This is a genomic window from Streptomyces sp. SID12488, from assembly GCF_010548275.1.
In the GTDB taxonomy this organism is placed as follows: Bacteria; Actinomycetota; Actinomycetes; order Streptomycetales; family Streptomycetaceae; genus Streptomyces.
Window position 1 is genome coordinate 346,085 of sequence record NZ_JAAGLT010000005.1, and the last position, 26,595, is coordinate 372,679.

Annotated in this window: 23 protein-coding genes and 1 tRNA gene; 13 read left to right on the forward strand and 11 right to left on the reverse strand. The window is 71.3% G+C overall.

The window, feature by feature from the left end:
• Window positions 1–267: 267 nt before the first annotated feature.
• Window positions 268–1,323: an LLM class F420-dependent oxidoreductase gene (locus tag G3I56_RS11480; protein ID WP_164408799.1), complete on the reverse strand. Its 1,056-nt coding sequence runs from the start codon at window positions 1,321–1,323 to the stop codon at window positions 268–270.
• A gap of 421 nt (window positions 1,324–1,744) precedes the next feature.
• Between G3I56_RS11480 and G3I56_RS11485 the strand changes: the two genes are divergently transcribed.
• Window positions 1,745–2,728: an aldo/keto reductase gene (locus tag G3I56_RS11485; RefSeq protein ID WP_164408800.1), complete on the forward strand. Its 984-nt coding sequence runs from the start codon at window positions 1,745–1,747 to the stop codon at window positions 2,726–2,728.
• Window positions 2,725–5,010 carry a helix-hairpin-helix domain-containing protein gene (locus tag G3I56_RS11490; protein ID WP_164408801.1) on the forward strand — a complete coding sequence of 762 codons (2,286 nt, stop codon included), beginning with the start codon at window positions 2,725–2,727 and terminating at the stop codon, window positions 5,008–5,010. Before G3I56_RS11485 ends, G3I56_RS11490 begins: the two co-directional genes overlap by 4 nt.
• An 82-nt stretch (window positions 5,011–5,092) precedes the next feature.
• Here the strand turns inward: G3I56_RS11490 and G3I56_RS11495 are convergent, their stop codons facing one another.
• A complete protein-coding gene (locus G3I56_RS11495; RefSeq protein WP_164408802.1) occupies window positions 5,093–5,815 on the reverse strand; it encodes a hypothetical protein in 723 nt (240 codons plus the stop codon).
• Between the two features lie 47 nt (window positions 5,816–5,862).
• On the opposite strand from G3I56_RS11495, the gene G3I56_RS11500 reads away from it, so the two are divergent.
• A complete protein-coding gene (locus G3I56_RS11500) occupies window positions 5,863–6,051 on the forward strand; it encodes a DUF5703 family protein (RefSeq protein WP_018549191.1) in 189 nt (62 codons plus the stop codon).
• Between the two features lie 122 nt (window positions 6,052–6,173).
• Here G3I56_RS11500 and G3I56_RS11505 read toward each other — a convergent pair whose 3' ends face one another.
• The 3 genes from G3I56_RS11505 to G3I56_RS11515 form a co-directional block, all read right to left on the reverse strand.
• Window positions 6,174–7,442 carry a chaplin family protein gene (locus tag G3I56_RS11505; protein WP_164408803.1) on the reverse strand — a complete coding sequence of 423 codons (1,269 nt, stop codon included), beginning with the start codon at window positions 7,440–7,442 and terminating at the stop codon, window positions 6,174–6,176.
• Between the two features lie 136 nt (window positions 7,443–7,578).
• A complete protein-coding gene (gene chpH / locus G3I56_RS11510) occupies window positions 7,579–7,812 on the reverse strand; it encodes a chaplin ChpH (protein WP_105975938.1) in 234 nt (77 codons plus the stop codon).
• 221 nt (window positions 7,813–8,033) lie between these two features.
• Entirely contained in the window at window positions 8,034–9,359 is a 1,326-nt protein-coding gene (locus G3I56_RS11515) for a M20/M25/M40 family metallo-hydrolase (RefSeq protein ID WP_164408804.1), read from the reverse strand.
• Window positions 9,360–9,546: 187 nt separating this feature from the next.
• Here G3I56_RS11515 and G3I56_RS11520 point away from each other — a divergent pair.
• The 4 genes from G3I56_RS11520 (at window position 9,547) to G3I56_RS11535 (ending at window position 15,878) form a co-directional block, all read left to right on the forward strand.
• A tRNA-Leu gene (locus tag G3I56_RS11520) sits at window positions 9,547–9,631 on the forward strand.
• A gap of 367 nt (window positions 9,632–9,998) precedes the next feature.
• Complete coding sequence (locus tag G3I56_RS11525; RefSeq protein ID WP_164408805.1) at window positions 9,999–13,874, forward strand: Pls/PosA family non-ribosomal peptide synthetase; 3,876 nt, start codon at window positions 9,999–10,001, stop codon at window positions 13,872–13,874.
• 92 nt (window positions 13,875–13,966) lie between these two features.
• Complete coding sequence (locus tag G3I56_RS11530; protein ID WP_164408806.1) at window positions 13,967–15,367, forward strand: M1 family metallopeptidase; 1,401 nt, start codon at window positions 13,967–13,969, stop codon at window positions 15,365–15,367.
• A 31-nt stretch (window positions 15,368–15,398) separates the two neighbouring features.
• Window positions 15,399–15,878, forward strand: coding sequence for a YchJ family metal-binding protein (locus G3I56_RS11535; RefSeq protein WP_239134820.1), 480 nt, complete (start codon window positions 15,399–15,401; stop codon window positions 15,876–15,878).
• Here G3I56_RS11535 and G3I56_RS11540 read toward each other — a convergent pair.
• The gene (locus tag G3I56_RS11540) at window positions 15,875–16,576 is read right to left on the reverse strand and encodes a FadR/GntR family transcriptional regulator (RefSeq protein ID WP_164408808.1); all 702 of its coding nucleotides are present in this window, start codon (window positions 16,574–16,576) and stop codon (window positions 15,875–15,877) included. The two genes, G3I56_RS11535 and G3I56_RS11540, sit on opposite strands and share 4 nt — an antisense overlap.
• A 96-nt stretch (window positions 16,577–16,672) precedes the next feature.
• On the opposite strand from G3I56_RS11540, the gene G3I56_RS11545 reads away from it, so the two are divergent.
• Window positions 16,673–17,242, forward strand: coding sequence for a gluconokinase (locus tag G3I56_RS11545; protein WP_164408809.1), 570 nt, complete (start codon window positions 16,673–16,675; stop codon window positions 17,240–17,242).
• Window positions 17,243–17,287: 45 nt separating this feature from the next.
• Window positions 17,288–18,685 carry a gluconate:H+ symporter gene (locus G3I56_RS11550; RefSeq protein ID WP_164408810.1) on the forward strand — a complete coding sequence of 466 codons (1,398 nt, stop codon included), beginning with the start codon at window positions 17,288–17,290 and terminating at the stop codon, window positions 18,683–18,685.
• Window positions 18,686–18,948: 263 nt separating this feature from the next.
• On the opposite strand, the gene G3I56_RS11555 is transcribed toward G3I56_RS11550, so the two are convergent.
• The 4 genes from G3I56_RS11555 to G3I56_RS11570 form a co-directional block, all read right to left on the reverse strand.
• Window positions 18,949–19,575, reverse strand: a complete 627-nt coding sequence (locus G3I56_RS11555; protein ID WP_164408811.1) for a cytochrome b/b6 domain-containing protein — start codon at window positions 19,573–19,575, stop codon at window positions 18,949–18,951.
• Window positions 19,559–20,335, reverse strand: a complete 777-nt coding sequence (locus G3I56_RS11560) for a molybdopterin-dependent oxidoreductase (protein WP_164408812.1) — start codon at window positions 20,333–20,335, stop codon at window positions 19,559–19,561. The genes G3I56_RS11555 and G3I56_RS11560 overlap by 17 nt, the downstream gene beginning before the upstream one ends.
• A gap of 111 nt (window positions 20,336–20,446) precedes the next feature.
• Complete coding sequence (locus tag G3I56_RS11565) at window positions 20,447–22,009, reverse strand: APC family permease (protein ID WP_164408813.1); 1,563 nt, start codon at window positions 22,007–22,009, stop codon at window positions 20,447–20,449.
• 70 nt (window positions 22,010–22,079) lie between these two features.
• The gene (locus G3I56_RS11570) at window positions 22,080–23,030 is read right to left on the reverse strand and encodes a hypothetical protein (RefSeq protein WP_164408814.1); all 951 of its coding nucleotides are present in this window, start codon (window positions 23,028–23,030) and stop codon (window positions 22,080–22,082) included.
• Window positions 23,031–23,385: 355 nt separating this feature from the next.
• Here G3I56_RS11570 and G3I56_RS11575 point away from each other — a divergent pair, with 355 nt between their 5' ends.
• From G3I56_RS11575 to G3I56_RS11590, 4 genes are read left to right on the forward strand one after another with little or no spacing between them, the layout of a single operon-like run.
• Window positions 23,386–24,306, forward strand: a complete 921-nt coding sequence (locus G3I56_RS11575) for a DMT family transporter (protein ID WP_164408815.1) — start codon at window positions 23,386–23,388, stop codon at window positions 24,304–24,306.
• A complete protein-coding gene (locus tag G3I56_RS11580; RefSeq protein ID WP_164408816.1) occupies window positions 24,263–24,868 on the forward strand; it encodes an NUDIX domain-containing protein in 606 nt (201 codons plus the stop codon). Before G3I56_RS11575 ends, G3I56_RS11580 begins: the two co-directional genes overlap by 44 nt.
• Before the next feature lie 11 nt (window positions 24,869–24,879).
• On the forward strand, window positions 24,880–25,272 hold the full coding sequence (locus G3I56_RS11585; RefSeq protein ID WP_164408817.1) for a DUF202 domain-containing protein: 393 nt from the start codon (window positions 24,880–24,882) through the stop codon (window positions 25,270–25,272).
• Complete coding sequence (locus tag G3I56_RS11590; RefSeq protein ID WP_343239919.1) at window positions 25,269–25,607, forward strand: DUF202 domain-containing protein; 339 nt, start codon at window positions 25,269–25,271, stop codon at window positions 25,605–25,607. The genes G3I56_RS11585 and G3I56_RS11590 overlap by 4 nt, the downstream gene beginning before the upstream one ends.
• A 27-nt stretch (window positions 25,608–25,634) precedes the next feature.
• On the opposite strand, the gene G3I56_RS11595 is transcribed toward G3I56_RS11590, so the two are convergent.
• On the reverse strand, window positions 25,635–26,585 hold the full coding sequence (locus G3I56_RS11595) for an NADP-dependent oxidoreductase (protein ID WP_164408818.1): 951 nt from the start codon (window positions 26,583–26,585) through the stop codon (window positions 25,635–25,637).
• Window positions 26,586–26,595: the final 10 nt, after the last annotated feature.

A 26,595-nucleotide genomic window follows, 5' to 3' on the forward strand; every position in this document is an offset into this window, starting at 1 on the left:
GTTCAGGAACGTTTGGGAACGCGGAAGTACGTGTCCGCCAACGAGTCAAATGCCGTGTCAGGGACGCTGCAACAGCTGCGCCGGACGACTCCGCCGAAAGAGGGCAGGCGGGGGCGCGTCGGGACGTGAGTGCGAGTGCCCCGGCGGGTGCGGGGGCCGTAACCGCCGGGTCCGTCGCACGTTGTGCTCCGTGACGGCCGTGGCGGGGAAGACCCCCGAGCCCTCACCACGGCCGCGGAACTTCTCCGCCGCTGTCGCCTACGTCCCCTACGCGAGTCCGGCGCGCTCGATGGCGTCGGTGCCCGCCCGGAGCGAGGCGAGCCGCTCGTCGAGCGTGAAGCCGGCCGGGGCGAGGGTGAGCGTGGTGACACCGGCCGCGGCATAGGCCCGCATCCGGTCGGCGATCCGGTCCACCGAGCCGAGCAGCGTCGTCTGGTCGATCAGGTCGTGCGGAATGGCCGCCGCGGCGCCCGCCTTGTCGCCGGACAGGTACTTGTCCTGGATCTCGGCGGCCTCCTTCTCGTATCCCATGCGCTGGGCGAGCTGGTTGTAGAAGTTCTGCTTACGGCTGCCCATGCCGCCCACGTACAGGGCGGTGTACGGCCGGAAGGTGTCGGCGAGCGTCGCCACGTCCTTGTCGTCACCGACGGCGAGCGGCAGCGTCGGGCAGACGTCGAACCCCTCCAGGGTCTTGCCGGCCTTCTCGCGCCCCGCACGCAGGTACTTGATGGCGGTGTCCTCGATGTGCGCGGCGGACGGGAAGATGAGCAGCGCCCCGTCCGCGATCTCTCCGGTCTGTTCGAGGTTCTTGGGACCGATCGCGGCGATGTAGAGCGGGATGTGCTCACGCTCGGGGTGCACGGTCAGCTTGATGGGCTTGCCCGGGCCGCCGGGCAGCGGCAGCGTCCAGTGCTCACCGTCGTGGGAGAGCCGCTCGCGGCTCATCGCCTTGCGTACGATCTCCACGTACTCGCGCGTACGGGAGAGCGGCTTGTCGAACTTGACGCCGTACCAGCCCTCGGAGACCTGCGGCCCGGAGACACCGAGACCGAGCCGGAACCGCCCACCGGAGAGCGAGTCGAGCGTCGCGGCGGTCATCGCGGTCATCGCGGGCTGGCGGGCCGGAATCTGGAAGATGGCCGAGCCCACGTCGATGCGCTCGGTCTGGGCGGCGACCCAGGTCAGTACGGTGGCCGCGTCCGAGCCGTAGGCCTCGGCGGCCCAGCAGACGGCGTATCCGAGGCGGTCGGCCTCCTTCGCGACGGCCAGATTGTCCGCGTCCATTCCGGCGCCCCAGTAGCCGAGGTTGATCCCGAGCTGCATGGCCGATTCCCCTTACCGATCAGTAACGTCCCTTGTACGACCGACCCTAGCGCCTCAGCCCCCGGCGGCGATGGGGCGTTGATCTCACTGGCTCGGTGTCCAGGCGACCTTGAGTTCTCGCCCCCGCCGCCCCTACCCGTCCCATCCCGTCCCTGGGGGCTGCGCCCCCAGACCCCCCTTCACGCTCAACGCGCTCGTCCTCAAACTCCCCCAGAGGGGGGACCCCCAACGGGCTGAAGGTGCCGGCCGGGGCTTGATCATTCAGCCCGTCCGGCGTTCGAGGACAAGGCCCGTTCAGGGCCGGAGCGGGGGTCCGGGGGCGCAGCCCCCGAGGATGGGACGGGTAAGGGCGGCGGGGGCGAGGAAACCGTTGTCCACAGGCAACCCACTTGCTCAGTTCTGGCCAGTAATCTCGGCGTCCATGGAGCAGAGGCATCTCGGCCGTACCGGCCTGCGCGTGTCCCGGATCGGACTCGGCACCCTGACATGGGGTCGGGACACCGACGAGCATGACGCCGCGGCCCTGTTGAAAGCGTTCTGGGAAGCGGGTGGAACCCTCGTCGACACCGCGGACGTGTACGGCGACGGGGAGGCCGAGTACCTGCTCGGGCAGCTCATGGAAGGGCTGGTGCCGCGCCGCGACCTGGTCATCTCGACCAAGGCCGGCAGCGTCCCCGACCCCGACCGCCGCGTCGACGGCTCCCGCGGCCACCTCCTCGCCGCCCTCGACGCCTCCCTCACCCGCCTCGGCACGGACTACGTCGACGTCTGGCACATCCACGCCTACGACCCCGACACCCCCCTGGAGGAGACCCTCCAGGCCCTCGACCTCGCCGTCAGCAGCGGACGCGCCCGATACGTCGGCGTCTCCAACTTCTGCGGCTGGCAGCTCGCCAAGGCGGCGACCTGGCAGCTCGCGGCACCAGGCATACGTACGCGCCTGTCCAGCACCCAGGTGGAGTACTCCCTGCTCCAGCGCGGCATCGAACGCGAGGTGCTGCCCGCCGCACTCGACCTGGGCGTCGGACTCCTGCCCTCCTCGCCGCTCGGCCGCGGCGTCCTCACGGCCAAGTACCGGCACTCGACGCCGGCGGACTCCCGGGGCGCCTCGGACCATCTGGCGCCCTTTGTCGCGCCGTACCTCGACGACACGGCGAGCCGCATCGTGGACGCGGTGCAGACGGCGGCGGACGGTCTGGCCGTGACGCCCTTGCAGGTGGCGCTCGCCTGGATCCGCGACCGGCCCGGCGTGGTCGCCCCCATCGTCGGCGCGCGCAACGCGCAGCAGCTCACGGCCGCGTTGTCAGTGGAGACCCTTAGTCTTCCTGACGAGATCTGCCGGGCGCTCGACGACGTGTCAGCGCCCGTGCACCGCTATCCCGATCACGACTGGAGCACGCTGTGACCACGGAGCCCGACACCACGGAGGAAGCCGAGCCGGGGACCCCGGGCGCCCCCGAGGAGGCCGCCCAGGACACGGCGGACGATCCGTCGACCGAAACCGCCGAAACCGCCGAGAACACCGAGCAGACCGGGTCCACCGCAACCGCCGACGCCGACGGTGGCGCCTCCGCGCAGTTGTCCGAGGCCGAGGCCGAGCTGGCCGCGCAGCGGGAACTCCGGGAGCGGATCGAGCGGCGCAAGGCCGAGAAGCAGGGGCCGATCGCGAGCGGCACCAAGCTCACCGGTACGGCCGCCGATCTGATGGCGGCCGTCCGGGCCGTGGAGAGCGGTGAGAAGCCCGCCGCGGCCATCGCCTTCCGCGCACCGGAGTCCCGGCCCGCGTCCGGGTCCGGAGCGCCTGCCGCACAACCCTCCGTCTCCCCCTCCCTCGCGCCCTCCGCCTCGGCCGTTCCCGCGCGGCGGCCCCAGCCCGCCGCGCCGGTCGTCGGCGACCCGAAGGCCGTAGACGCCGTGCGGGGCGTATTGACGGAAGGCGGCGCGCCGGACACGCTCGCGCCGCAGGTGGTGTCCACGCTCGGCGAAGGAGCGGACGGACAACTGCACGCGGATCCCTGGCAGTTGCTCCGCGTCGCCGGGGTGCGGCCCGAGCAGGCCGACGGGTTCGCGCGGGCACTGCTCGGCGCCGAGTGCGGTCCGGACGACGAGCGGCGGGGCCGGGCGCTCACGGTGTGGCTACTGGAGCAGGCCGCCCTGGCCGGACACACGGTGCTGGACGCCGCCGCCCTCACCACCGCGCTCACCCAGCGCGGCGTGCCCGACCCGGACACCGCCGTGCAGAGCACGGTCGCGGAGGGCGAGGCCCTGGAGTTCCAGGACGCGGTCGAGGAAGCCGCGGTACCCGCTGCGGACAGACAGAACGCGGAGGAGGACACGGACGACGAGGACAGCGAGGACCCCGAGCGCCCTGTTCGTGTGCTCATCGGGCTGGAGCGGTACGCGCTCGCCGAGGAGAGCCTTGCCGACGGACTCGCCCGGATCGTCAACTCGCTGCCCAAGGAGGCGTCCGAGGACTGGGAGTCGTCGGCCGGGGCGTCGGGTACCGGCTCCGCGGCCGAGTTGATCCGTGCCGTCGCCGGGCACGGGCTCGTGCTGCACACCGGCGGTGACACGGCGCGCGCCGAACCGGCCGCCCTCGTCACCGCGGCCCGTTCCCTGGGCCTGCGCGTCTGCGCGGCGGCCCACACACCCGACGGGCGCCGCCGTTTCGCGGCACTCCTCGCGCCCGAGGACGCCTCCGACGCGGACTCGGAGCGGAACTCGGAGCCGGAGTCCGTCGTCACCGTCGCCGGGTTGCTGGCCGGGGCCGAAGGGCCCGGGCGGGACGCGGACGGGGCGTTCGCGCTCGATCTGCTGGTCGTGCTGGACGCGCCGCAGCTCGACGTGGAGAGCGCGGCGATGCTCGTGGAGTCGCTGCCCGACGGCGCCAGGCTGCTGCTGAGCGGTGATCCGGCGGTGCTGTGGTCGGCGGGGCCGGGCCGGGTCTTCGCCGATCTGCTCGCCGCACGCGCGTGCCCGCACATCGTCTCGCGCACGCCCGATCCCGGCCCGATCGGTGAACTCGTCTCGGGCGTCTCCGTCGGCGAGCTCACCCAGGTCGAGGCGCCCGGCAAGGAGGTCGTGATCGTCCCTGTGCGGGACGCCGGCGAGGCGGTGCACCGGACCGTGCAGCTCGTCGCGGACTCGTTGCCCAGGGCACTCGGAGTACCGCCGGAGCAGACCCAGGTGATTACCCCGGGGCATGGCGGCGCGGCGGGCACACGCGCGCTCAACTCCGCCCTCAAGGAGCGGCTGAACCCCGGCCCGGGCCGCTTCGGCGGCTTCGACCCGGGTGACCGGATCGCGTACTCCCCCGCGCCGGGGCGGACGGTGCCCGGGCAGATCGTCAGGGCCGACGCGGAAGGACTGCACCTGGAGTGCGGCGGCTCCCCCGTCGTCGTACCGAAGGAGCGGGTCGAGCTGAGCGTGCGGCACGGGTGGGCGCTCACCGCGCACCAGGCAGTGGGGCTGCACTGGCCGGCCACCGTCGTGGTGCTGCCCGGGGACGCGGCCCCGTCACTGACCCGCCCCTGGGTCTACACGGCCTTCGGCCGCGCCGAGCGTCATCTCTCCGTGGTGCACGGCGTGGACCAGGCGCTGGCCCACGCGGTCGCGGAGGTCCCGGCGAAGGCCCGTACGACGCGGCTGCCGGGCCTGCTCGGAGCCCAGGTCCCGCCGACAGGCTGACCAGGACGAAAACGACGGCGGCGGTCGTGGGAAACAGGGTTTCCCACGACCGCCGCCGTCCGGACGTCCGATCTCCGGCCGGCTAGCGCCGGCGGTCGGCGTCCAGTGGTTCCAGATCCTCGTCCTCGCCCAGGCCCGCTACCACCAGGTCGGGATCGAGTTCGTCCTCCAGCAGGTCGTCGTCCTCGATGACGTCGTCGGCGTCGTCGTCGAAGACCGCGCTGACGTCGAAACGGCAGACCACCCGCTCCGCGTCGACCTGGTCGAAGGGAGCCTCCAGCCACTCACCGGGGTCGGCCGGCTCGTCCGCGGCCGTCACCCACAGTGTGGAGTCGGCCTCCTCGAGGCCGAACTCCTTGTGCCGGGAGGCGATCTCGTCCGGCTCGAACTCGCCGAACAGGATGCCCAGCGCCCCGTGCACCGTGCCGGCGGCCCCGGCGCCCGTGCCGTCGTCGTCCACGGCCTCCACCCGCTGTGCCTGCGCCAGCAGTCGTTGCGGCTCCACCACGGCGTAGTCGCGGCGGATGAGCACACTCAGCGCGTTCGGCTCCTCGGGGCCCGCGTACGGCGGCAGCGCGTCGTCCGTACCCGGGATCTCGAAGGGGGTGACCTCGTCATAGCGGTCGTAGAGCAGCTCGTCGTACACCTCGGCGGCAGCGGCCAGCTGGTTGAACGCCTCATAGACATCGGGGTCGTCCTCCCCTGACCGGCGTTCGACCGCCGCCAGGTGGCGGTCGAGCGCGGTCTTCACCGCCTCGGCGGCGGCGCGTACCTCGGCAGCGGTGGGCTGCGCAGCATCAGACATAGTGCAGACGCTATCCGTACCGGGCCTCTGCCCGCACAATAGATGCGATGCCGGAATACGAATTTGTCGACGTGTACGTACCACGCGGGGTCACCCGCAAGGAGGCGACACGTCTGCTCACGGACCATGCCGAGTACGGACACTGGGAGTTGGACCGCCTGAGCCTGCTGCGCGACGGCAGCCGCAGGGTGCGGTTGCGTCGGCGGATCATCCGCCAGGTGCGGGCCACGTGGTGAGGTGACACCTCGAAAACGGAGCGGGCCCCGCGTCTGCGGGGCCCGCTCCGTTCAGCACGCCGCCGGGCGGCAGTGCGGTGTCTTCCTCCCGTTCGTGCGGAATTACCGCATTCCGTACGGTTCTACGCCGAGGGGCGTGACTTGCGGTAGAGGACTGTGCCCGCGAGCAGCATGCCCGCACCCACCGGCAGGGCGACGCCCAGCGGCAGGTCACCGCCGGTGTGCGCGAGCTGCGCGGCGGACCGGGGCTGCGGAACGGTCCGCGCACCGCTCTGGTCGACGTACGTGGGGCCGGCCGGAGGCGTCACACCGTGCGCGGTACTGGGCGGCGACACCGGCCTGACGGGAGTGGCCGGCTGGGCCGGGATTCCCGGGTGGTGCGGGGTGGCCGGGTGCTGCGGGTGTCCGGGCGTCTGCGGGGTCTCCGGGAGCTGGGGAGTGCCCGGGGAACCCGGCTGCGCGGGGCCGCCCGGGAGCTGGGGGCTTTCGGGCTGGTGCGGCGGCTGCGGGTGTCCGGGCTGCTCGGGGCCGCTCGGACCGGCCGGGGGCGGAGTCTCGTCACCGTAGCCCGACGGCGGGGCCTCCTCACCGTAGCCCGGAGGCGGCGCCTGGTGGCCGCCGCCCGCGTGGTCCCCGGTGGTCGAGCAGTCGTTGCCCATCGCCGGGTTGAGCAGGCCGACGACGTCGACGGTGTTTCCGCAGAGGTTGACCGGTGCGTCGACCGGGGCCTCCACATGGTTGCCGGAACCGACACCCGGGGAGTCGGTGGCGTATCCGCCGGCGTACGAGCCCTCCCAGCCGTGCCAGTCGGCCCAGTCACCGGAGCCGCCGGGGCTCCCCGGATACCCGAATCCACCCGGGCCGCCCGAGTCGCCGTACCCGCCCTGGCCGCCGTACCCATCGTGACCGCCGTAGCCGCCAGGCGAGCCGTAGCCGCCGGGCGAGCCGTAGCCGCCGGGCGAGCCGTGCCCGCCGTAACCGCCGTCGTCGCCGTACCCCCCGGACGAGCCGTGACCTCCCTGGCCGCCATGACCACCCTGGTTGCCATGACTGCCCTGGCCCCCGTGCTGGCCCTGGTTGCCGTGCTGGCCCTGGTTGCCGTGGCCGCCTTGGTTGCCGTGGCCGCCGCTGCCCTTGCCGCCGCCTCCGCCGTTGGCGCACTTGTTGCCCATCGCCGGGTTGAGCAGACCGACGCCGCTCACGGTGTTGCCGCAGGCGTTGACCGGCACGCTCACCGGCGCGCTCACCGTATTGCCGGACAGCACGCCCGGCGAGTTGGAGGCGGCGGCGTTCGCACCCGAGTCCGCGTGCGCCTGGGCGCCGCCGGCGGCGGCCATCACGCCTGTCGCGGCCGCCACGGTCATCAGGCCCTTGCGGGTGACCTGTCGCATTGCTGCATCCCTGCCTTCACATGGTGTGTCGTGAACCTTCCGGAACGACCTGTCGGCCCCGGAGCGCAGAAAGCGTTCCGGGGCCGACAGGCTCAGACTCACTGGGAGTCAGAACCTCACGAGGTGAGGTGCAGCATCAGTTGTTGACGCAGGTGTTGCCGAAGGCGGGGTTCAGCAGCCCGATCACGGAGATCGTGTTGCCGCAGACGTTCACCGGGACGTGAACGGGAACCTGAACGACGTTGCCGGACAGGACACCCGGGGAGCCCACGGCAGCACCCTGGGCACCCGCGTCGGCGACAGCCAGGCCCGCACCCGCGAGAACCAGACCACCGGTGGCAGCCGCAGCGGCGACGATCTTCTTGATCATTATTTTCTCCTTGTTGGCAATGCGATCCCGAGTAGCGGACCGCATCACCAGTAACGAGGAGGGGGCATTAGGGCTACGACCCTATGAGCGCATTCACTCTTCTCAGTCACCCACGCACACGCGGACGATTATTGGAGTGTCGTTCAATCGGGTAATTCCGGGCGCATTCACGGGTGTTGGGAACGGGGAGAACTCCCGGGAACACAGGCCCAGCACGGGATTCAGGATGCCCCGATGAAGCGGTCGAGCACACGCACCCCGAATTTCAGCGCGTCGACCGGCACCCGTTCGTCAACACCGTGGAACATGCCCGCGAAGTCCAGCTCCGGCGGCAGCTTCAGCGGCGCGAAGCCGAAGCAGCGGATGCCGAGGTCCGCGAAGGACTTGGCGTCGGTACCGGCCGAGAGCATGTACGGCACGGCCCGGGCGATCGGGTCCTCGGCGACCAGCGCGGTCTGCATGGCGTCCACGAGCGCCCCGTCGAAGGAGGTCTCCAGGGCCTTGTCGGCGTGCACGTCCTCGCGCTTCACGTTCGGGCCGAGGATACGGTCCAGGTCGGCGAGGAACTCCTCCTCGTAGCCGGGCAGGTAACGGGCGTCGATGTGCGCGGTGGCCTGGCCCGGAATGACGTTGACCTTGTAACCGGCGCCCAGCTGGGTCGGGTTGGCGGTGTTCTGCAGCGAGGCGCCGATCAGCTTGGCGATACCGCCGAGCTTGGCGAGCGTCGCGTCCATGTTCTCGGGGTCCAGTTCGGTGCCCAGCGCGTCGCCGAGTTCGTCGAGGAAGTGCCGGAGGGTCTTGGTGACCCGGACGGGGAACTTGTGCCGGCCGAGGCGTCCGACGGCCTCCGACAACTCGGTGATCGCGTTGTCCTTGTGGATCATCGAACCGTGTCCGGCGGTGCCGTCGACGGTCAGCTTCATCCAGTGCATGCCCTTCTGGGCCGTCTCCACCAGATACAGCCGCAGGTTCTCGTTGACGGTGAAGGAGAACCCGCCGACCTCGCCGATCGCCTCCGTCACGCCCTCGAACAGGTCGGGGTGCTTGTCCACGAGGTGCCGCGCGCCCCACGTACCACCCGCCTCCTCGTCCGCGAGGAAGGCGAGGACGATGTCGCGCGGGGGCTTGCGGCCGGTGCGCAGCCGGTCACGGACGACCGCGAGGGTCATCGCGTCCATGTCCTTCATGTCGACCGCACCCCGGCCCCACACGCACCCGTCCGCGATCTCGCCCGAGAACGGGTGATGGGTCCAGTCCGCCGCGTTGGCCGGTACGACGTCGGTGTGGCCGTGGATGAGCAGCGCCGGCCGGGACCGGTCCTCGCCCTCGATGCGCGCCACGGTGGAGGCGCGCCCCTTGTGCGACTCGAAGATCCGCGGCTCCAGACCCACCTCGGCGAGCTTCTCGGCGACGTACTCGGCGGCCTTGCGTTCACCGGGCCCCGAGTGGTCGCCGAAGTTGCTGGTGTCGATCTGGATGAGCTCGCGACAGAGGTCCACGACCTCGTCCTCGCCGGTGACGCCTCTGGTCGTGTCCGTCCCGCTCACGCTGCTACCTCCCGCTGTTCCTGCTGGTGGTCATCACCCATCCTCCCTCTCCACCCGCCGCACCCCAAGGCCGGTCCGGGCCCGTCACACACCGTTCACGCGGCGACAGGGGGTGACCGGCCACCCCGGAAAGCCTGGTAATGTTTCCTTCGTCGCCACGGGGGAAATCCCGCGCGACAGACACCTTGTCCGGGTGGCGGAATGGCAGACGCGCTAGCTTGAGGTGCTAGTGCCCTTTATCGGGCGTGGGGGTTCAAGTCCCCCCTCGGACACTTGCTCTCGTTCAGTCGCTGAGACCCCACTCGATGTGGGGTTTTTTGCGTTCCACCACATACCCCGAGCTGTCGCTGTACAGCGGTCACAGCCGACCATTTGCCCGGATTTGCGCCGAGTGTGGGCGATATCTCGTCCATCCATGCGACCACGAAGATCACCAGGTCAGGGCGTCGGCCACAGCTCCGGCACCCCCGGCGCACCCCCCGTGCGGCCCTCTCACCTGGCAGGCGCACTGGCGCGAGCCTAGGCTCGTACTAAAATTTCTGGCTTGTTACGGAACGGAGCTGGAGACGGACAACCCCAGGCATACCTGCGGGCCCCGCCAGCGACCCGGAGGTTTCCGGGAACGAGACGCGAGGACTGATGGCAGCCACACACGAGAGCAGTGCTCTCGGTCTGCTCGAAGAAGAGATCCGCGAGCGGTTCGGCGACAAGGCACGTTTCTCCGCGGGGCCCGCCGCCTCGCCGCGCACTCTCGTCGATGTTTTCGACGCCACCGTACGTTCGTACCCGAACGAGCCAGCCCTCGACGACGGCACCACCGCGCTCACCTACCGGGCGCTCGCCGTAGAGGTCGAGGCCGTACGGCGCCGCCTGAGCGCCGCCGGCGTCGGGCTCGGGGATCGCGTAGGGGTCAGGGTTCCTTCCGGCACCAATGAGCTGTACGTCGCCATCCTGGCCGTCCTCGCCGCCGGTGCCGCCTACGTCCCCGTGGACGCCGAGGACCCGGACGAGCGGGCCGAGCTGGTGTTCGGGGAGGCGGACGTACGGGCCGTCGTCGGCGCCGGGTACGAGATCACCGTTCCCGGGACCCGCAGCGAGCTGCCCGCACGGCGGCCCGGCGTCGAGCACGACGCCTGGATCATCTTCACCTCCGGCTCCACCGGGAAGCCCAAGGGCGTCGCCGTCAGCCACCGGAGCGCCGCCGCCTTCGTGGACGCCGAGGCCGCGCTGTTCCTCACCGACGATCCCGTGGGGCCCGGCGACCGGGTCATGGCGGGCCTCTCCGTGGCCTTCGACGCCTCCTGCGAGGAGATGTGGCTGGCCTGGCGCTACGGGGCCTGCCTGGTGCCCGTACCGCGCTCCCAGGTCCGCAGCGGGGCCGATCTGGGGCCCTGGCTGGTCGAGCAGGAGATCTCCGTCGTCTCCACCGTGCCCACGCTGGCCGCGCTGTGGGAGCCCGAGACCCTCAACGACGTACGGCTGCTGATCTTCGGCGGGGAGGCCTGCCCGCCCGAGCTGGTGCAGCGGCTGGTGACGGAGGGGCGCGAGGTGTGGAACACCTACGGGCCCACCGAGGCCACCGTCGTCGCCTGCGCCTCCCTGATGACCGGTGAGGAGCCCATTCGGATCGGGCTGCCCCTGAACGGCTGGGAACTCGCCGTCGTCGACGAGGCCGGGGAGCCCGTCGCCATGGGCGCCAGTGGGCAACTGGTGATCGGCGGCGTCGGACTCGCGCGGTATCTCGACGCCGAGAAGGACGCCGAGAAGTACGCGCCGCTCGAATCCCTCGGCTGGGAGCGGGCCTATCGCAGCGGTGACCTCGTCAAGGCCGAACCCGAGGGGTTGATCTTCCTCGGGCGGGCCGACGAGCAGATCAAGCTCGGCGGGCGCCGTATCGAGCTGGGTGAGGTCGACTCGGCGCTCCAGGGACTGCCCGGTGTCGCCGGTGCCGCCGCCGCCGTACGGACCGCCCGCAGCGGCAACCAGTTGCTCGTCGGCTATGTCGTGACGCAGGAGGGCTGGGACCAGGCCGCCGCCGTGGAGCGGCTGCGCGCCGAGCTGCCCGCCGCCCTCGTACCGATGCTCGCGCCGGTCGCCGAGCTGCCGACCCGCACGTCCGGCAAGGTCGACCGCAACGCCCTGCCGTGGCCGCTGGAGGGGCTGGAGACCGGTCCCGCCGCCGTGCTGTACGGCACCGAGGCGTGGGTCGCCGAGCAGTGGACCGAGGTCCTCGGCATCCCCGTGGGCAGCGCGGACGACGACTTCTTCGCGATCGGCGGCAGCAGTCTCGGCGCCGCCCAGTTGACCACACGGCTGCGGACGCGCTACCCGAGCGCCGCCGTCCTCGACATCTACCAGCAGCCCGTGCTCCGCAAGCTCGCCCGGCATCTGGAGGAGTCCTCACAGGACGACACCAGCGGTCGGATCATCGCGCCGGTTCCCCTGCGCGCCAAGGTCATTCAGCTTCTGGTGCTGCTTCCGCTGTTCACGCTGCTCGGGCTCCGGTGGGCGGTCTCGCTGGCCGCCGCCGCGAACGTACTGCACCTGTTCGGGGCCTATCCGTGGGCGCCCACCACGTCGTGGTGGGCGGTGGCCGCCGGAGCCGCAGTGCTCTTCTCCCCGCCCGGGCGGCTCGCCCTCGCGGCCGGTGGGGCGCGGCTGCTGCTGCGGGGCGTGAAGCCCGGACGGTATCCGCGTGGCGGCAGTGTGCATCTGCGGCTGTGGACCGCCGAGCGGCTCGCCGAGTTCAGCGGGGCGACCTCGCTGACCGGGGGATGGCTGGAGCGGTACGCGCGGGCGCTGGGCGGCAAGGTCGGCGCGGACGTCGATCTGCACTCGCTGCCCCCGGTCACCGGCATGCTCAAGCTGGGGCGTGGGGCGGCCGTCGAGTCCGAGGTGGACCTGTCGGGGCACTGGCTGGACGGGGACCGGCTGGAGATCGGGCAGGTCAAGGTGGGTGCCGGCGCCGTCGTCGGGACGCGCAGCCTGCTCTTCCCGGGGGCGCGGGTCGGCAAACGGGCCGAGGTGGCGCCGGGTTCGGCGGTCGTCGGAACGGTGCCGACCGGGCAGCGCTGGGCCGGTGCACCGGCCGTCAAGCTCGGCAAGGCCAAGCGGAACTGGCCCAAGGAGCGTCCGCAGCGTGGGCGGACCTGGCGCGCGATGTACGGCATCGCCGGGCTCGCGCTGAGCGCGCTGCCGCTGGTGGCGGGTGCGGTCGCGTTGCTGGTCGTGGGCCTCTTCGTCGACCCGGACGCCGGGCTCGGGACCGCTCTGCGGGGCATCGCGCTCGCGCTGGTACCGGCCACCCTGGCGTTCGGTCTCGCGTACGCGCTGATGCTCCTGATCGCCGTACGGCTGCTGAGTCTGGGCCTGCGCGAGGGTACGCATCCCACGCACAGCCGGATCGGCTGGCAGGCCTGGACGGTCACGCAGCTCATGGACCGCTCCCGCGAGACGCTGTTCCCGCTCTACGCCGGGCTGATCACCCCGGTGTGGCTGCGGCTGCTCGGGATGCGGATCGGGCGCGGCGCCGAGGTGTCGACCGTGCTGGCGCTGCCCAGCCTGACGACCGTCGGCGAGGGCGCCTTCCTGGCCGACGACACCCTGACCGCGCCGTACGAACTCGGCGGTGGCTGGCTGCGGATCGGGCGGGCCGAGATCGGGCGGCGTGCCTTCCTGGGCAACTCCGGGATGACCGCGCCGGGCCGGTCGGTGCCCGACGGCGGGCTGGTCGGGGTCCTCTCGGCCACACCGAAGAAGGCCAAGAAGGGCAGCTCGTACCTGGGCCTGCCGCCGATGAAGCTGCCCCGGTCGGCGAGCGGCGGCGACCAGAGCCGTACGTACGACCCGCCCGCGCGTCTGCTGTGGGCGCGGGCGCTGGTCGAGCTGTTCCGGATCGTGCCGGTGTTCTGCTCGGCGGGGCTGGCCGTGCTGACGGTGGCCGCGTTCAGCGTGCTCGGTGGATGGTTCTGGCTGGCGGGCGGACTGGTGCTGCTCGCTGTCGGCGCCCTCGCCTGTGTGCTGTCCATCGTCGCCAAGTGGGCACTCGTGGGGCGGCACCGCGCCGGTGAACATCCGCTGTGGAGCGGGTTCGTGTGGCGCAACGAGCTGGCGGACACCTTCGTCGAGGTCGTCGCCGTGCCGTGGCTCGTGGGTTCTGTACCGGGTACGCCGGTGATGTCGGCGTGGCTGCGCGGGCTCGGCGCGCGCATCGGGAAGGGGGTCTGGGTGGAGAGCTACTGGCTGCCCGAGACCGACCTGGTGACCCTGGGGGACGCGGCCACCGTGAACCGGGGATGCGTGCTGCAGACACACCTCTTCCACGACCGGATCTTGCGGACGGATACTGTGGTCCTCCGTGAGGGCGCGACGCTGGGTCCTGGCGGGATCGTCCTGCCCGGTTCCACGGTCGGGGCCCGGTCCACTCTGGGTCCCGCGTCGCTGGTCATGGCGGCGGAGTCCGTTCCCGACGACACCCGCTGGCTGGGCAACCCGATCGAGTCATGGCGTTCCTGAAAGCGGTGCGCGCGGCTCGTTCGGGTACCGGAGCGGGGGTGGGTTCATCTCCGGCACCTCGTACGAGCACAGCGCAGGGAGCAGACTCAGCAGTGAGCGTTCAGCAGACGGTGGGTTCGGACCCGTACTTTCCGGCCAACGGTGATCCCCGTTACCGGGTGCACCGGTACGAACTCGCGCTGGACTACCGCCCCGGCCCGAACCGGCTGGCGGGCACGGCCCGTATCAACGCCATAGCGGGCCGGACCTCGCTCGCCGAATTCCAGCTGAACCTGGGCGACTTCAAGATCGGCCGGGTACGGGTCGACGGCAAGACCGCCCACTACACGCACCGGGGCGGACGGCTGCGCATCCGCCCCGCGAAGCCGCTGCGGACCGGGGCCGCGTTCACCGTCGAGGTGCACTGGGCGGGCAACCCCAAGCCGGTCAGCAGCCCCTGGGGCGGGATCGGCTGGGAGGAGCTGGAGGACGGGGCACTGGTGGCGAGCCAGCCGGTCGGGGCGCCGTCCTGGTACCCGTGCAACGACCGGCCCGCCGACAAGGCGTCCTACCAGATCTCGATCACGACGCCGTCCGCCTACTCGGTGGTGGCGGGCGGGCGGCTGCTGACCCGGACGACCAAGGCCTCGACCACCACGTGGGTGTACGAGCAGTCCGCGCCGACGTCGAGCTATCTCGTCGGGTTGTCGATCGGGAAGTACCAGACCGTCCTGCTCGGTGATCCGGGGCTGGGCGGCGTGCCCCAACACGGCCATATTCCGGCGGAGTTGCTCCCCGAGTTCTCCCGGGACTTCGCGCGCCAGCCCGCCATGATGGAACTCTTCGAGGAGCTGTTCGGGCCGTATCCGTTCGGCGAGTACGCGGTCGTGGTGACCGAGGAGGAACTCGATGTGCCCGTCGAGGCACAGGGGTTGTCGTTGTTCGGCGCCAACCACGTGGACGGCGCCCGGAGTTCGGAACGGCTCGTCGCGCACGAGCTGGCCCACCAGTGGTTCGGCAACAGTGTGTCCATCGCGGACTGGCGGCACATCTGGCTGAACGAGGGGTTCGCCAAGTACGCGGAGTGGCTGTGGTCCGAGCGCTCCGGCGGGCGCAGCGCGCAGCAACTCGCCGCGGTGGCGCATCGGTTGCTGGCCGGGCGACCACAGGATCTGCGGCTCGCCGATCCCGGTCGCAAGCTGATGTTCGACGACCGGTTGTATCAGCGCGGCGGGCTCACCGTGCACGCGGTGCGGTGCGCGCTGGGCGACGAGGCGTTCTTCCGGATGCTGCGGGGATGGATCGCGCTGCATCGGGGCGGGTCGGTGAGTACGGCCACGTTCACGTCGTACGTGGGCCGGTTCACGGCGGAGCCGTTGGACGAGCTGCTCACCGCGTGGCTCTACGAGGGGGCGCTGCCCGTACTGCCCGCGCCGAGGACGCCGGGGCCGCCGCCGGTCAAGGGAGGACCGCGGGTGCCCGCCCGGCCCTCCTATCCCCCCTCCACCGCGTAGCGGGTACACGCGGTGCGGGAGAATGGCGGGCATGGCCCGACGCACTCCGCATCCCCGGCGGCAACGCCCCTCCGCCCGCGTTCAGAGCTCCGCCTGTCCGTGCGGTCTCGCGGAGACGGAGACGTACGAGAACTGCTGCGGCCGGTTCCACCGGGGTGAGGCGGCGGCGCCGACCGCCGAGGCCCTGATGCGCTCCCGCTACAGCGCCTTCGTGAAGCGGGACGAGCCCTATCTCCTGCGCACCTGGCACCCGCGCACCCGCCCCACCGGCGTCGAGTTCGACCCCGGGATGCGGTGGACGGGCCTGGAGATCGTCGCAGCGGGCGACGGTACGGCGTTCCACACCACCGGCACCGTGACCTTCCGGGCCTCCTACCGGGGCGGTTCGCTGGAGGAGCGGAGCCGGTTCGAGCGGGTCGACGGGGCGTGGGTGTACGTCGACGGAGACATCGACGAGGGGGACCGGAGCGAACCGGGCGGACAGGGCGGACAGGGCGGCCGGACCGTCTAGGGCGCGAGGATGTCCAGTTCCTGAAGGGCCCCGACCGCGATCTCCCGGGTGAGCCGCTCGGCCCGTTCGCCGTCGCCCTCGCGGACCGCTTCGGCGACCTGTACGTGCAGGGTGACGGCGGCCGGGTCGGGGTCCTCGAACATGACCTCGTGGTGGGTGCGGCCGGCCAGGACCTCCGCGACGACGTCGCCGAGGCGGGCGAACATCTCGTTGCCCGAGGCCTCCAGGATCACCCGATGGAAGGCCACGTCGTGGACCAGATAGCCCTCCAGCTGACGCCCGCGCGAGTTGGCCACCATGCCCAACGCGCACTCCGTGAGCCGCGCGCACTGCTCGGCGGTGGCGAACTTGGCTGCCAGGCCCGCGGCGACCGGTTCGACCGCGGAGCGCAGCACGGTGAGGGAGCGCAGTTGCTGCGGGCGGTCGGCGCCGGCCAGACGCCAGCGGATGACCTGCGGGTCGTAGACGTTCCACTCGGCCTTGGGGCGGACCGTGACGCCGACCCGGCGGCGGGACTCGACCAGGTGCATCGACTCCAGGACCCGGACCGCCTCCCGCATCACCGACCGTGACACGTCGAAGCGCTGGGCCAGTTCGTCCGTGCGCAGAACGCTGCCCGGCGGGTACTCGCCCGCGGTGATCGCGGGTCCGAGGGTGTCCATCACATGGCCGTGCAGCCCTCGGCCGGGTGTGCTCATGCACTCAGCGTACGGGGCGCGTCACACTCTCAAAAAGTCAGACTTATTCATACGAGGGGCTTGAATTTGTCGTACCTAATGCGTTTCATTGCGTTCATGCAGAAGACGCGTACCCCCCATGTCGTCGTGGTCATGGGCGTCTCGGGCACCGGGAAGACCACGATCGGTCCCCTGCTCGCGGCACGGCTCGGCGTTCCGTACGCCGAGGCCGACGACTTCCACCCCCCGGCCAACATCGACAAGATGTCGGCCGGGACCCCGCTGACCGACGACGACCGCCGCCCCTGGCTGGACGCCATCGGCAAGTGGGCGCACGGCCGGGCCGGACTCGGCGGGGTCGTGAGCTGCTCGGCGCTGAAGCGGTCGTACCGGGACCGGCTGCGGGCCGCCGCGCCCGACGTGGTCTTCGTGCACCTCGCCGGTGACCGGGCGCTCATCGAGGACCGGATGGCGCACCGGCAGGGTCACTTCATGCCGACGGCGCTGCTCGACTCCCAGCTCGCCACCCTCCAGCCGCTCGAAGCGGACGAGGCGGGCGTCGCGGTGAGCGTCTCCGGCACCCCCGAGGAGATCACCGCCCGCGCCGTGGCGGCGCTCGGTGAGCTGGAGGGCCCGCGCGGCCCGGACGGTCCCGAGGCTCCCCCGAAAGCCGCGCCTTCGCAGTAGCCCCGTCTCCCCCGACAGTCCCTCCCCAGAAGCAAGGGAACCTCTGTGACCAGACTCAGCGTCGAGATGCTGGCAGCGGACACCGTCGAGCCGATCACCTCGGCCGGCCATGCCCAACTGGGCATCGCCGTGCTGGCGGGCATCGCGCTCATCGTCCTGCTGATCACCAAGTTCAAGCTGCACGCCTTCCTGGCCCTGACCATCGGCTCGCTCGCGCTGGGCGCCTTCGCGGGCGCGCCGCTCGACAAGGCCATCGCCAGCTTCACCACCGGGCTCGGCTCGACGGTGGCAGGCGTGGGTGTCCTGATCGCCCTTGGCGCGATCCTCGGCAAGCTGCTCGCCGACTCCGGCGGCGCCGACCAGATCGTCGACACGATTTTGGCGAGGGCCTCGGGCCGGACGATGCCCTGGGCGATGGTGCTGATCGCCTCGGTGATCGGCCTGCCCCTGTTCTTCGAGGTCGGCGTGGTGCTGCTGATCCCGGTCGTCCTGATGGTCGCCAAGCGCGGCAACTACTCCCTGATGCGCATCGGCATCCCGGCGCTCGCGGGCCTGTCCGTGATGCACGGCCTGGTCCCGCCGCACCCCGGGCCGCTGATCGCGATCGACGCGGTCGGCGCCAACCTCGGCGTGACCCTGGCGCTCGGTGTCCTGGTCGCCATCCCGACTGTGATCATCGCTGGGCCGCTGTTCTCGCGGGTCGCGGCCCGCTGGGTCGACGTGCCCGCCCCCGACCGCATGATCCCGCAGCGCCCCTCCGAGGACCTGGAGAAGCGTCCGGGCTTCGGCGCCACCCTGGCCACCATCCTCCTGCCCGTCGTCCTGATGCTGTCCAAGGCGCTGGTCGACATCATCGTCGACGACCCCACGCACATGATGCAGCGCGTCTTCGACGTGGTCGGCTCCCCGCTGATCGCCCTGCTCGCCGCAGTCCTCGTGGGCATCTTCACGCTGGGGCGCCCGGCCGAGTTCACCAAGGAGCGCATCTCCCGGATCGTCGAGACGGGCCTCGCGCCCATCGCGGGCATCCTGCTGATCGTCGGCGCGGGCGGCGGCTTCAAGCAGACGCTGATCGACTCCGGGGTCGGCAAAATGGTCCTGGACATCTCGGAGGACTGGTCGATACCGGCCCTGCTGCTGGCCTGGCTGATCGCGGTGGCGATCCGGCTGGCGACGGGTTCGGCGACGGTCGCCACGGTCTCGGCGGCCGGTCTGGTGGCCCCCCTCGCGGCCGACATGTCTACCGCGCACGCGGCCCTACTCGTCCTGGCCATCGGCGCCGGCTCCCTCTTCTTCAGCCATGTCAACGACGCCGGATTCTGGCTCGTCAAGGAGTACTTCGGCCTGAACGTCGGCCAGACCCTCAAGACCTGGTCGATCATGGAGACGATCATCTCGGTGGTCGCGGGCAGCCTGGTCCTGCTGCTGTCACTCGTGATCTAGGGGTACGCCTGCCCGTCCGTTGCCCGGGCTGCGGGTCCTTCGTGGCTGGTCGCGCCCACGCGGCGGAGCCGCAGATCAGATACGGCCCCGCGCCCCTTTCAGGACGCGTTGCGGCTGGGCCGGGCCACCCGGCGAGACCCTGGACCTGACACAGGCCCCGCGACCCCTCAGGCGCCCGTTGAGGCTGGGTGGGTCCGCCCGGCGCAGCCGTCGATCGGATGGAGCCCGCGCCCCTTTGGGGCACCCAGCGCCTCGCCGTCGGTTCAGGGGCGCCACAGGGGATGCTCGCTGTCCGCCCACCTCTTGCTCACCGAGCCCGTCCTGAGGCCTCGGCGGGCCTCCGGGTCGCCCAGGGCCATACCGATGTGGCCGGCCAGGACGATGCCGATGGTGAGCGCCAGCCAGTCGTGGACGAAGGTCGCACTGGTGCGCCACATCAGCGGGGTGAGGTGGGTGAACCACATGAGCAGGCCCGTGCCGAGCATGACCAGGGTGGCGCCCGCGATCCAGGACGCGTAGATCTTCTGGCCCGCGTTGAACTTGGCCGCCGGGCGCGAGGTGCTGCGCTTGTCGCGTCGTAGGGCGGCGCGCAGCCAGACGCGGTCGTGCGGGCCGAAGCGGTTGAGGTGGCCCAGGTCGGCGCGGAGGGCACGGGAAGCCAGGCCGGCCAGGACGGGTACCGGCAGGGCGAGGCCCGCCCATTCGTGGACACGGACCACCAGTTCGCGGCGGCCGACCAGCTCGGCGAACACGGGGAGATACAGACAGGCCGCCGTCACCACGCACACGCCCATCAGCGCGGCCGTCACGCGGTGCACCCACTTCTGGGGGCGGCCGAAGCGGCGTACGTCCGAGGTGGAGGGCGCCGGGGCGTCAGCTCGTAGGCTCATCGTCGCGTCCGTTCGATCTGCCGACCCAGGCGTCGATGTCGTAGCCGCGGTTCTCCCAGTAGCCGGCCCGCACGTTCTCGGTGACCGTGATGCCGGAGAGCCACTTGGCGGACTTGTAGAAGTACATGGGGGCGACGTAGAGGCGGACCGGGCCGCCGTGGCTGTGGCTCAGGTTCTTGTCCTGCATGCGCAGTGCGACCAGGACGTCGGCGCGGCGGGCCTGGTCGAGGGTGAGGCTCTCGGAGTAGGCGCCGTCGAAGCAGGTGAAGCGCACCGCTCCGGCCGAGGAGCGCACTCCCGCCGCGTCCAGGAGCCGGGACAGCCGCACCCCTTCGAAGGGCGTGCCGGGCACCCGCCAGCCCGTGACGCACTGCACGTCCTTGACCATCCTGGTCTGGGGCATCGCACGCAGGTCGGCCAGGGTGTAGGTGATCGGTCTGTCGACGAGACCGTCGATCTTCAGCTGGTAGTTCTCCGCGTCCTTGCGGGGTACGGAGGACGTCACCGAGTAGTAGCGGAAGCCGCCGCCGTTCGGGAGGAGGCCGGTCAGGCCGGTGGGGTCCTTCTCCGCCGCGCCCGCGAGGAACGCCTCCATGCCGCGCTGGAGGGTGGGCGCCGCGACCACGCCGAGGGCGCCCAGACCGAGGGTGCCGAGCAGTACGCGGCGGCCGATGGGCGTACCCCGGTCCTGCCCTTCGGGTGCTGCGGGTGCTGCGGGTTGCTCGGGCTCTTCCGGTTTTTCGGGTCGTTCGGAGTTCACCTGTCCATTCGAACACCCGCGACCCCTGTCGAGCCAGGGATCGCGGGTGCGCGTCAGACTTCCGTAACCGCTTCTCACCCACTTCTCAGGCGGCGGCCACGGAAAGGGTGCTCAGGAGGACGATTCCGCAGCCTCCGACTCCGCAGCCTTGTCCAGCTGGAACGCCTCGTTGCCGAGCCCGATCCGGGCGTGCACCTCGGGCTTGCGGGAGCGCAGGACCAGGCCCTGGACCAGGCCGACGACCACGGCGGCGCCGATGATGCCGGGCAGCACCCAGTTGAGGGCGGAGTCCGGGCCCGTGCCGACCAGGATGTCGAAGTCCTTGATCGTGTAGCCGGCGATCACGAGCAGGGCGATGCCCGCCAGCGCGGACGTCACCAGCCGCCAGGCCTGGGCGCCCGCGGCGCCACGACGGGCGAAGAAGACGATGACCGAGAGGGAGGCCGCCGCCATCAGCACGATCACGCCCAGGGCGCCGATGTTGCCCAGCCAGGTGAACAGCTTCAGCACGGGGGTGGTCGGGTCGCCCACCGGTCCGTCGTCGGAGACCGCGAAGGCGGCCACGACCACCACGGCCACGACGGTCTGCAGGAGCGAACCGGTGCCGGGCGCACCGCTCGCGCCGGTGGTGCGGCCGAAGGTCGCGGGCAGGAGTCCCTCGCGGCCCATCGCGAAGGCGTACCGGGCGACCACGTTGTGGAAGCTGAGCAGCGCCGCGAACATGCCGGTCACGAACAGGACGTGCAGGACGTCCGTGAAGGTGCCGCCGAGCCGGGACTCGGTGAGGGAGAACAGCAGTCCGGCGCTCTCCTTCTGCGCGGTGCCGATGATCGCGGAGGGGCCGGCCGCGACGGTGAACGCCCATGAGCTGATCGCGAAGAAGACGGCGACGAAGCTGACGGCGAGGAACATCACGCGCGGGACCAGGACGTGCGGCCGGCTCGTCTCCTCGGCGTACACGGGGGCCTGTTCGAAGCCGGTGAAGGCGGCGATGCAGAAGCACAGGGCGGTGCCGACGCCCGCGCCGGTGAGGGTGTCCGGGTTGAAGGCGTGCAGGGACAGGCCCTCCTTTGCCGGGTCGGCGACGGCGGCGATGTCGAAGATGACGACGAGGGCGACCTCGATGACGATCAGCACGCCGAGCACACGCGCGTTGACGTCGATCTTCAGCCAGCCGAGCGTGCCGACGGCCAGCGCGGCCAGCAACGCCGGTATCCACCAGGCGACTTCGGTGTCCAGGTAGGTGGAGAACAGCCCCGACACCTCGAACCCGAAGATGCCGTAGATGCCGACCTGGAGGGCGTTGTAGGCGACGAGCGCGAGCATCGCGGCGCCCGCCCCGGCGGTACCGCCGAGACCGCGCGAGATGTACGCGTAGAACGCGCCCGCGTTGTGGACGTGGCGGCTCATCTCGGCGTACCCGACGCTGAAGAGGACGAGGACGACGCCGAGAAGGACGAAGAGGAGGGGCTGGCCGACGATGCCCATCACCGCGAATGTAGTGGGCATGACACCTGCGACCACCATGAGCGGAGCGGTCGCGGCGAGGACGGAGAGCAGAAGCCCTCCGGTGCCGAGTCGGTCGGCGCGCAGCGCGCGGTCCTGACCCTTGAACGTACTGATGCCGCTGCTGCCGGCACTGGGTCTGCTCGTGCTCGAACTGCCCGTCGTCATCGCGGGGTTGTCCTTTCGGGCGTACGGAAATTTTCAGTGGTGACGGAACTTCTCGGTGGTGCGTGGGGCGTTACACCGTGCCGAGCGCGGTGGCGCGGGCGGCACGGAAGGCGGTGAGCGGGTCGCGGTCCGGGTAGGACCACGGAACGGGCGTCTGGTGCGGGCCGATCCGGTGGAACAGGGCGGCGGCCTCCGCGCCCCGGCCCTCGCAGAACTTCGCGTGGGCAAGGAAGTTGAGGTCGATCAGGCGACGCGGATGGTCGTCGCGCTCCCACTCCAGCCACCAGTCGAAGGCCGCCTTCATCACCTGGCGGGCCCGCCGCCCGACCCAGTGCCCGGAGGACGCCGGGTCGGCGGACTCCAGGCCGGCGACGGCGAGGACGCGGTAGCGCTCGGCGTGCGCGACGACCGGCAGGATCGCCAACGGTGAGTCGGCGGGGGCCTGTTCGACGGCCCAGTTGGCGAAGTCGTACACCTCGTGCAGCGGGTCCTGCCCGGCGGAGGTACGGCGCTCGGCGAGGCGCGCGACCATCAGATGGTGGGCGTGGTGGTGGTCCGGGTAACGGTGCCGGACCTCGTCGAAGAGCTGTACGACGGTCTCCTCGGGGCCCACGTTCCGCTCCAGCTGGAGCAGCCCGAGCCAGGGTGTGGGATCGGCGGGAGCGAGCGCGGCGGCGGCGTGGCAGGCGTCGCGGGCCCGGACCGGCTTGTCCTTGCCGACGAGGGCCCGCTGGACGGTGGCCGCGGCGAGCAGGACGGAGGCGTCGGCGGACTCCGGTTCGGCGAGGAGCCAGTCGCGGGCCCAGGCGGCGGTGCCGGACTCCAGGGCGAGGACGGTGACCCGGTGCCCCCGGCGGTCCCAGTCGTCGCCGGTGGTGGTGAGCAGTGCGCGGACGGCCTGCCAGCGCCCCTGGGCCAGCGCGGCGCGCGCGGCGACGAGTTCGGTGTCGTCGAGCGCGGCGTCGAAGGCCTGGGCGGCACGTTTGCGGCCACGGCCCAGGGGTGGTGGAGGTGGAGACACCGCGGGGAACTTCCTCACACGACGCGGTCTGTTGACGGCGATCGATCGACGGCCATCGGTTTGATCACGGACAGCAAACCCTCCACGAATGCTTCACGTCAAGGCCGGATATGTATGCGACACGTGTCAATTAGGCATCCGTGTAGGACAGTTGACCTGACGAACGACAGATCCCCGCACGCCCCCTCAACCCCTCAAAGTTCACGTCAAGTCATGACATCGTGACCGTCCGGACACGGACGTGACCCTGCCGACCCGACGATTCCGTCACATCCCCGGGGCGGGACCTGTCGGGGGCGGTTACAGTCGGCCTTTACCACACCCCACAATCCGCCCCGTCATCGAGGTACCCCGCGTGTCCGTCCTGGTTCTGACTCTCGCCGTGAGCGCCGCCTGCTGTCTGGGCCTCGGCTTCGTCCTCCAGCAGAACGTGGCCCGGCAGGCCCCTCTGAGCGACTTCCTCTCCCCGCGGCTGCTCCTGGACCTGGTGCGGGTGCCGCGCTGGCTCGCCGGCATCGGCCTGATGGTGGTGGGCATGGCGCTGGGCGCGATCGCGCTGAGCCAGGGCGAGGTGTCCCTGGTGGAGCCGCTGCTCGCGACGAACCTGCTCTTCGCGCTCGCCCTCTCCCGCAAGCAGACGAAGCAGCCGCTGGGCCGACAGGGCTGGACCGGCCTCCTGCTCCTCGCGGGCGGGGTGACGGCCTTCATCGTGGCGGGCGAACCACGCGGCGGCACGGCCCTCACGGATCCCTGGCGCCACTGGCTGATCATCGGCACCATGCTGGGCCTGGCCCTGCTCCTCACGACGTACGCGAAGCGTTCCCGCCTCAGCGCCGGCCCGGTCCTGCTGGCCCTGGCCGCGGGCCTCCTCTACGGCGTCCAGGACGCCCTGACGCGGGTCAGCGGCCAGCGCTTCTCGGAGGGCGGGCCGGCCCACCTCCTCACCGGCTGGCAGCCGTACGGCGTACTGCTGCTCGGCCTCACCGGCCTGATCCTGGTCCAGAGCGCCTTCGAAACCGCCCCCCTGCGCATGTCCCTCCCCGCCCTCACCGCGGCCCAGCCCCTGGCCGGGATCATCTGCGGCGTCGGCTTCCTCGGCGACCGGCTGCGCACCGACACCGGGGCACTGGCATGTGAGGCGGCAGGTCTCGCGGCGGTGGTCGTGGGCATCGTCCTCCTGGGCCTCCACCCGGCGATGCCGAGCGGCTGCGCACCGAGGGCGATGGGCTTGGATGACAGACATGAGCACTCACTCCCCCGAGAGCACTCCCGCTGATTCCGCAGATCCCACTGATCCCGCAGATTCCGTTGAACCCGCCGTTCCCGCTGCCGAGATCCTCGACATCGTCGACGAGAACGACGAGGTCGTCGGCCGGTCCCCACGGGGTGAGGCGTACGCGCGCGGACTGCGCCACCGCTGCGTCTTCATCCAGGCCAGGGACGCCCGGGGCCGACTCTTCGTCCACCGCCGCACCTCCACCAAGCTGGTCTTCCCCTCCCTGTACGACATGTTCGTCGGCGGAGTCGTGGGCGCGGGCGAGTCGTACGACGACGCGGCCCTGAGGGAGGCCGAGGAGGAACTCGGCGTAACGGGCCTGCCCCGCCCCGAGCCCCTCTTCAAGTTCCTGTACGACGGCGGCGCCGGCCGGAGCTGGTGGTCGGCGGTGTACGAGGTCCGCTGCGAGCTGCCCGTCCACCCCCAGGTGGAGGAGGTCGCCTGGCACGCGTTCCTGCCGGAGGACGAGGTGGAACGGCGGCTGGGCGAGTGGGAGTGGGTGCCGGACGGCCTGGCGGCGTACGAGCACCTCAGGGCCTACCGCTCACCGAAGAACCCGTAAGGTTCCTACATGTGATCGATTTTGCACGGAACGTCCGTATGTGGTTCGCCCCCCAGGGGATCGGCGAGGAGGGCCGCACTCCCGACTACCGCTTCTCCCTGGCAAACGAACGCACCTTCCTGGCCTGGCTGCGTACCGCGCTGGCGCTGATCGGCGGCGGGTTCGCCGTGGACCAGTTCCTGCCCGACCTGCAGTGGGGGTGGCGGGTGGGGCTGGCGCTCGCGCTGCTGACGGCCGGGGTGCTGTGCTCGCTGCGGGCCGTCAACCACTGGGTGCGGTGCGAGCGGGCGATGCGGCGGGGCGAGGACCTGCCGGTGTCCCGGTTCCCGACGCTGCTGAGCCTCGCGGTCGCCGTGGTCGCGGTCGCCATGGTGATCGTCGTACTGGCCCGGGGGAACAGGTGAGCCAGGCCGGGGTGGGCGAGGGAGAACTACGGGATCCCGGGCTGCAGCCGGAGCGGACCCGGCTGGCGTGGCGGCGTACGACGCTGTCGAGCACCGTCGCCGCCGTGCTCGCCGGGAAGTCCGCGCTGCACGGCGGGCCGTCGGCGGCCGGGGTCGCCGTCTGCGCGGTGTGCTGCGTGCTGTGGCTGTGGTTCCTCGTCGTCGCCCACCTGCGTATCCGGACGCTCGCGACGACGGGCGCAGACGGTCCGCCTGCGCTCGCCGCCCGGCACGCCACCGCCGCGACCCTGTGCGCGATCGCCCTGGCGGTGTGCGGGGCGGCGCTCGTCCTCTGACGCCGGAGCCCGCCGCCGGTCGGGCTGTCAGGCTTCTTCGGCCCAGTCCACCGTCACCACGATCTTGCCCCTGGTGCGGCCCTCGGCGTTCAGCCGGTGCGCCTCCGCCGCGCGCTCCAGGGGGAACGTGTCGGACACATGCAGCGAGAACACGTGCTGTTCGACCATGTCGGAGAGGTGCGCGAGGTCTGTGGCGTCGGGGCGTACGAAGTAGTAGGTACCGCCCAGGTCGACGACGCCCGGGTCCGCGATCGACACCAGGCGGCCCCCGGGAGCCAGCAGCTCCACGGAGTCCTTCAGGGTGTCGCCGCCGACGGTGTCGAACACCGCGTCGACTCCGCCCGGGGCCAGTTTCCGCACCCGGTCGGCCATGCCCTCGCCGTACGTCACCGGGTCGCCGCCCAGCTCGCGTACGAAGTCGTGGTTGCGCACGCTCGCCGTGCCGATGACGTGCGCCGCACCCAGGTGACGGCGGGCCAGCTGGACGGCGACGGAGCCGACCCCGCCCGCCGCCGCGTGCACCAGGACGGTCTCGCCCGTGCGGACGCCGAGCGACCTGGCGAGCACCTGATAAGCGGTGAGCCCGACGAGCGGCAGCCCGGCCGCCTCCTCGAAGGAGAGGTTGCGGGGCTTGCGCGCGAGGGTGCGCACCGGCGCCGCGACGTACTCGGCGAAGGTGCCGCGCGAGAGGAAGTCCTCGCGTACGTAGCCGATGACCTCGTCACCCACGGCGTACTCGGAGACGGAGGCGCCCGGGCGCACCACGACCCCGGAGACGTCCCAGCCCGGTGTCACCGGGAAGACGGGGTCCAGGATGCCGTCGAGATAGCCCTCGCGGCACTTCCAGTCCACGGGGTTGACCGATGCCGCCCGTATCTTGACCAGCACCGAGTCGGGCCCGACCTTGGGGTCCGGGGCGTCCTCCGTGTACTCCAGGACGTCGGGACCGCCGTACCGGCTGTAGGTAATGGCTCTCATATGTCTGACC

Excerpts from the sequence above, each read along its gene's own strand:
- G3I56_RS11500 (WP_018549191.1), top strand. The coding sequence starts at position 5,863 with ATGCCGGAATACGAATTTGTCGACGTGTACGTACCACGCGGGGTCACC.
- G3I56_RS11545 (WP_164408809.1), top strand. The coding sequence starts at position 16,673 with ATGCAGAAGACGCGTACCCCCCATGTCGTCGTGGTCATGGGCGTCTCG.
- G3I56_RS11525 (WP_164408805.1), top strand. The coding sequence starts at position 9,999 with ATGGCAGCCACACACGAGAGCAGTGCTCTCGGTCTGCTCGAAGAAGAG.
- G3I56_RS11565 (WP_164408813.1), bottom strand. The coding sequence starts at position 22,009 with ATGACGACGGGCAGTTCGAGCACGAGCAGACCCAGTGCCGGCAGCAGC.
- G3I56_RS11540 (WP_164408808.1), bottom strand. The coding sequence starts at position 16,576 with ATGAGCACACCCGGCCGAGGGCTGCACGGCCATGTGATGGACACCCTC.
- G3I56_RS11505 (WP_164408803.1), bottom strand. The coding sequence starts at position 7,442 with ATGCGACAGGTCACCCGCAAGGGCCTGATGACCGTGGCGGCCGCGACA.
- G3I56_RS11555 (WP_164408811.1), bottom strand. The coding sequence starts at position 19,575 with ATGAGCCTACGAGCTGACGCCCCGGCGCCCTCCACCTCGGACGTACGC.
- G3I56_RS11480 (WP_164408799.1), bottom strand. The coding sequence starts at position 1,323 with ATGCAGCTCGGGATCAACCTCGGCTACTGGGGCGCCGGAATGGACGCG.
- chpH (WP_105975938.1), bottom strand. The coding sequence starts at position 7,812 with ATGATCAAGAAGATCGTCGCCGCTGCGGCTGCCACCGGTGGTCTGGTT.
- G3I56_RS11595 (WP_164408818.1), bottom strand. The coding sequence starts at position 26,585 with ATGAGAGCCATTACCTACAGCCGGTACGGCGGTCCCGACGTCCTGGAG.
- G3I56_RS11485 (WP_164408800.1), top strand. The coding sequence starts at position 1,745 with ATGGAGCAGAGGCATCTCGGCCGTACCGGCCTGCGCGTGTCCCGGATC.
- G3I56_RS11535 (WP_239134820.1), top strand. The coding sequence starts at position 15,399 with ATGGCCCGACGCACTCCGCATCCCCGGCGGCAACGCCCCTCCGCCCGC.
- G3I56_RS11495 (WP_164408802.1), bottom strand. The coding sequence starts at position 5,815 with ATGTCTGATGCTGCGCAGCCCACCGCTGCCGAGGTACGCGCCGCCGCC.
- G3I56_RS11580 (WP_164408816.1), top strand. The coding sequence starts at position 24,263 with ATGACAGACATGAGCACTCACTCCCCCGAGAGCACTCCCGCTGATTCC.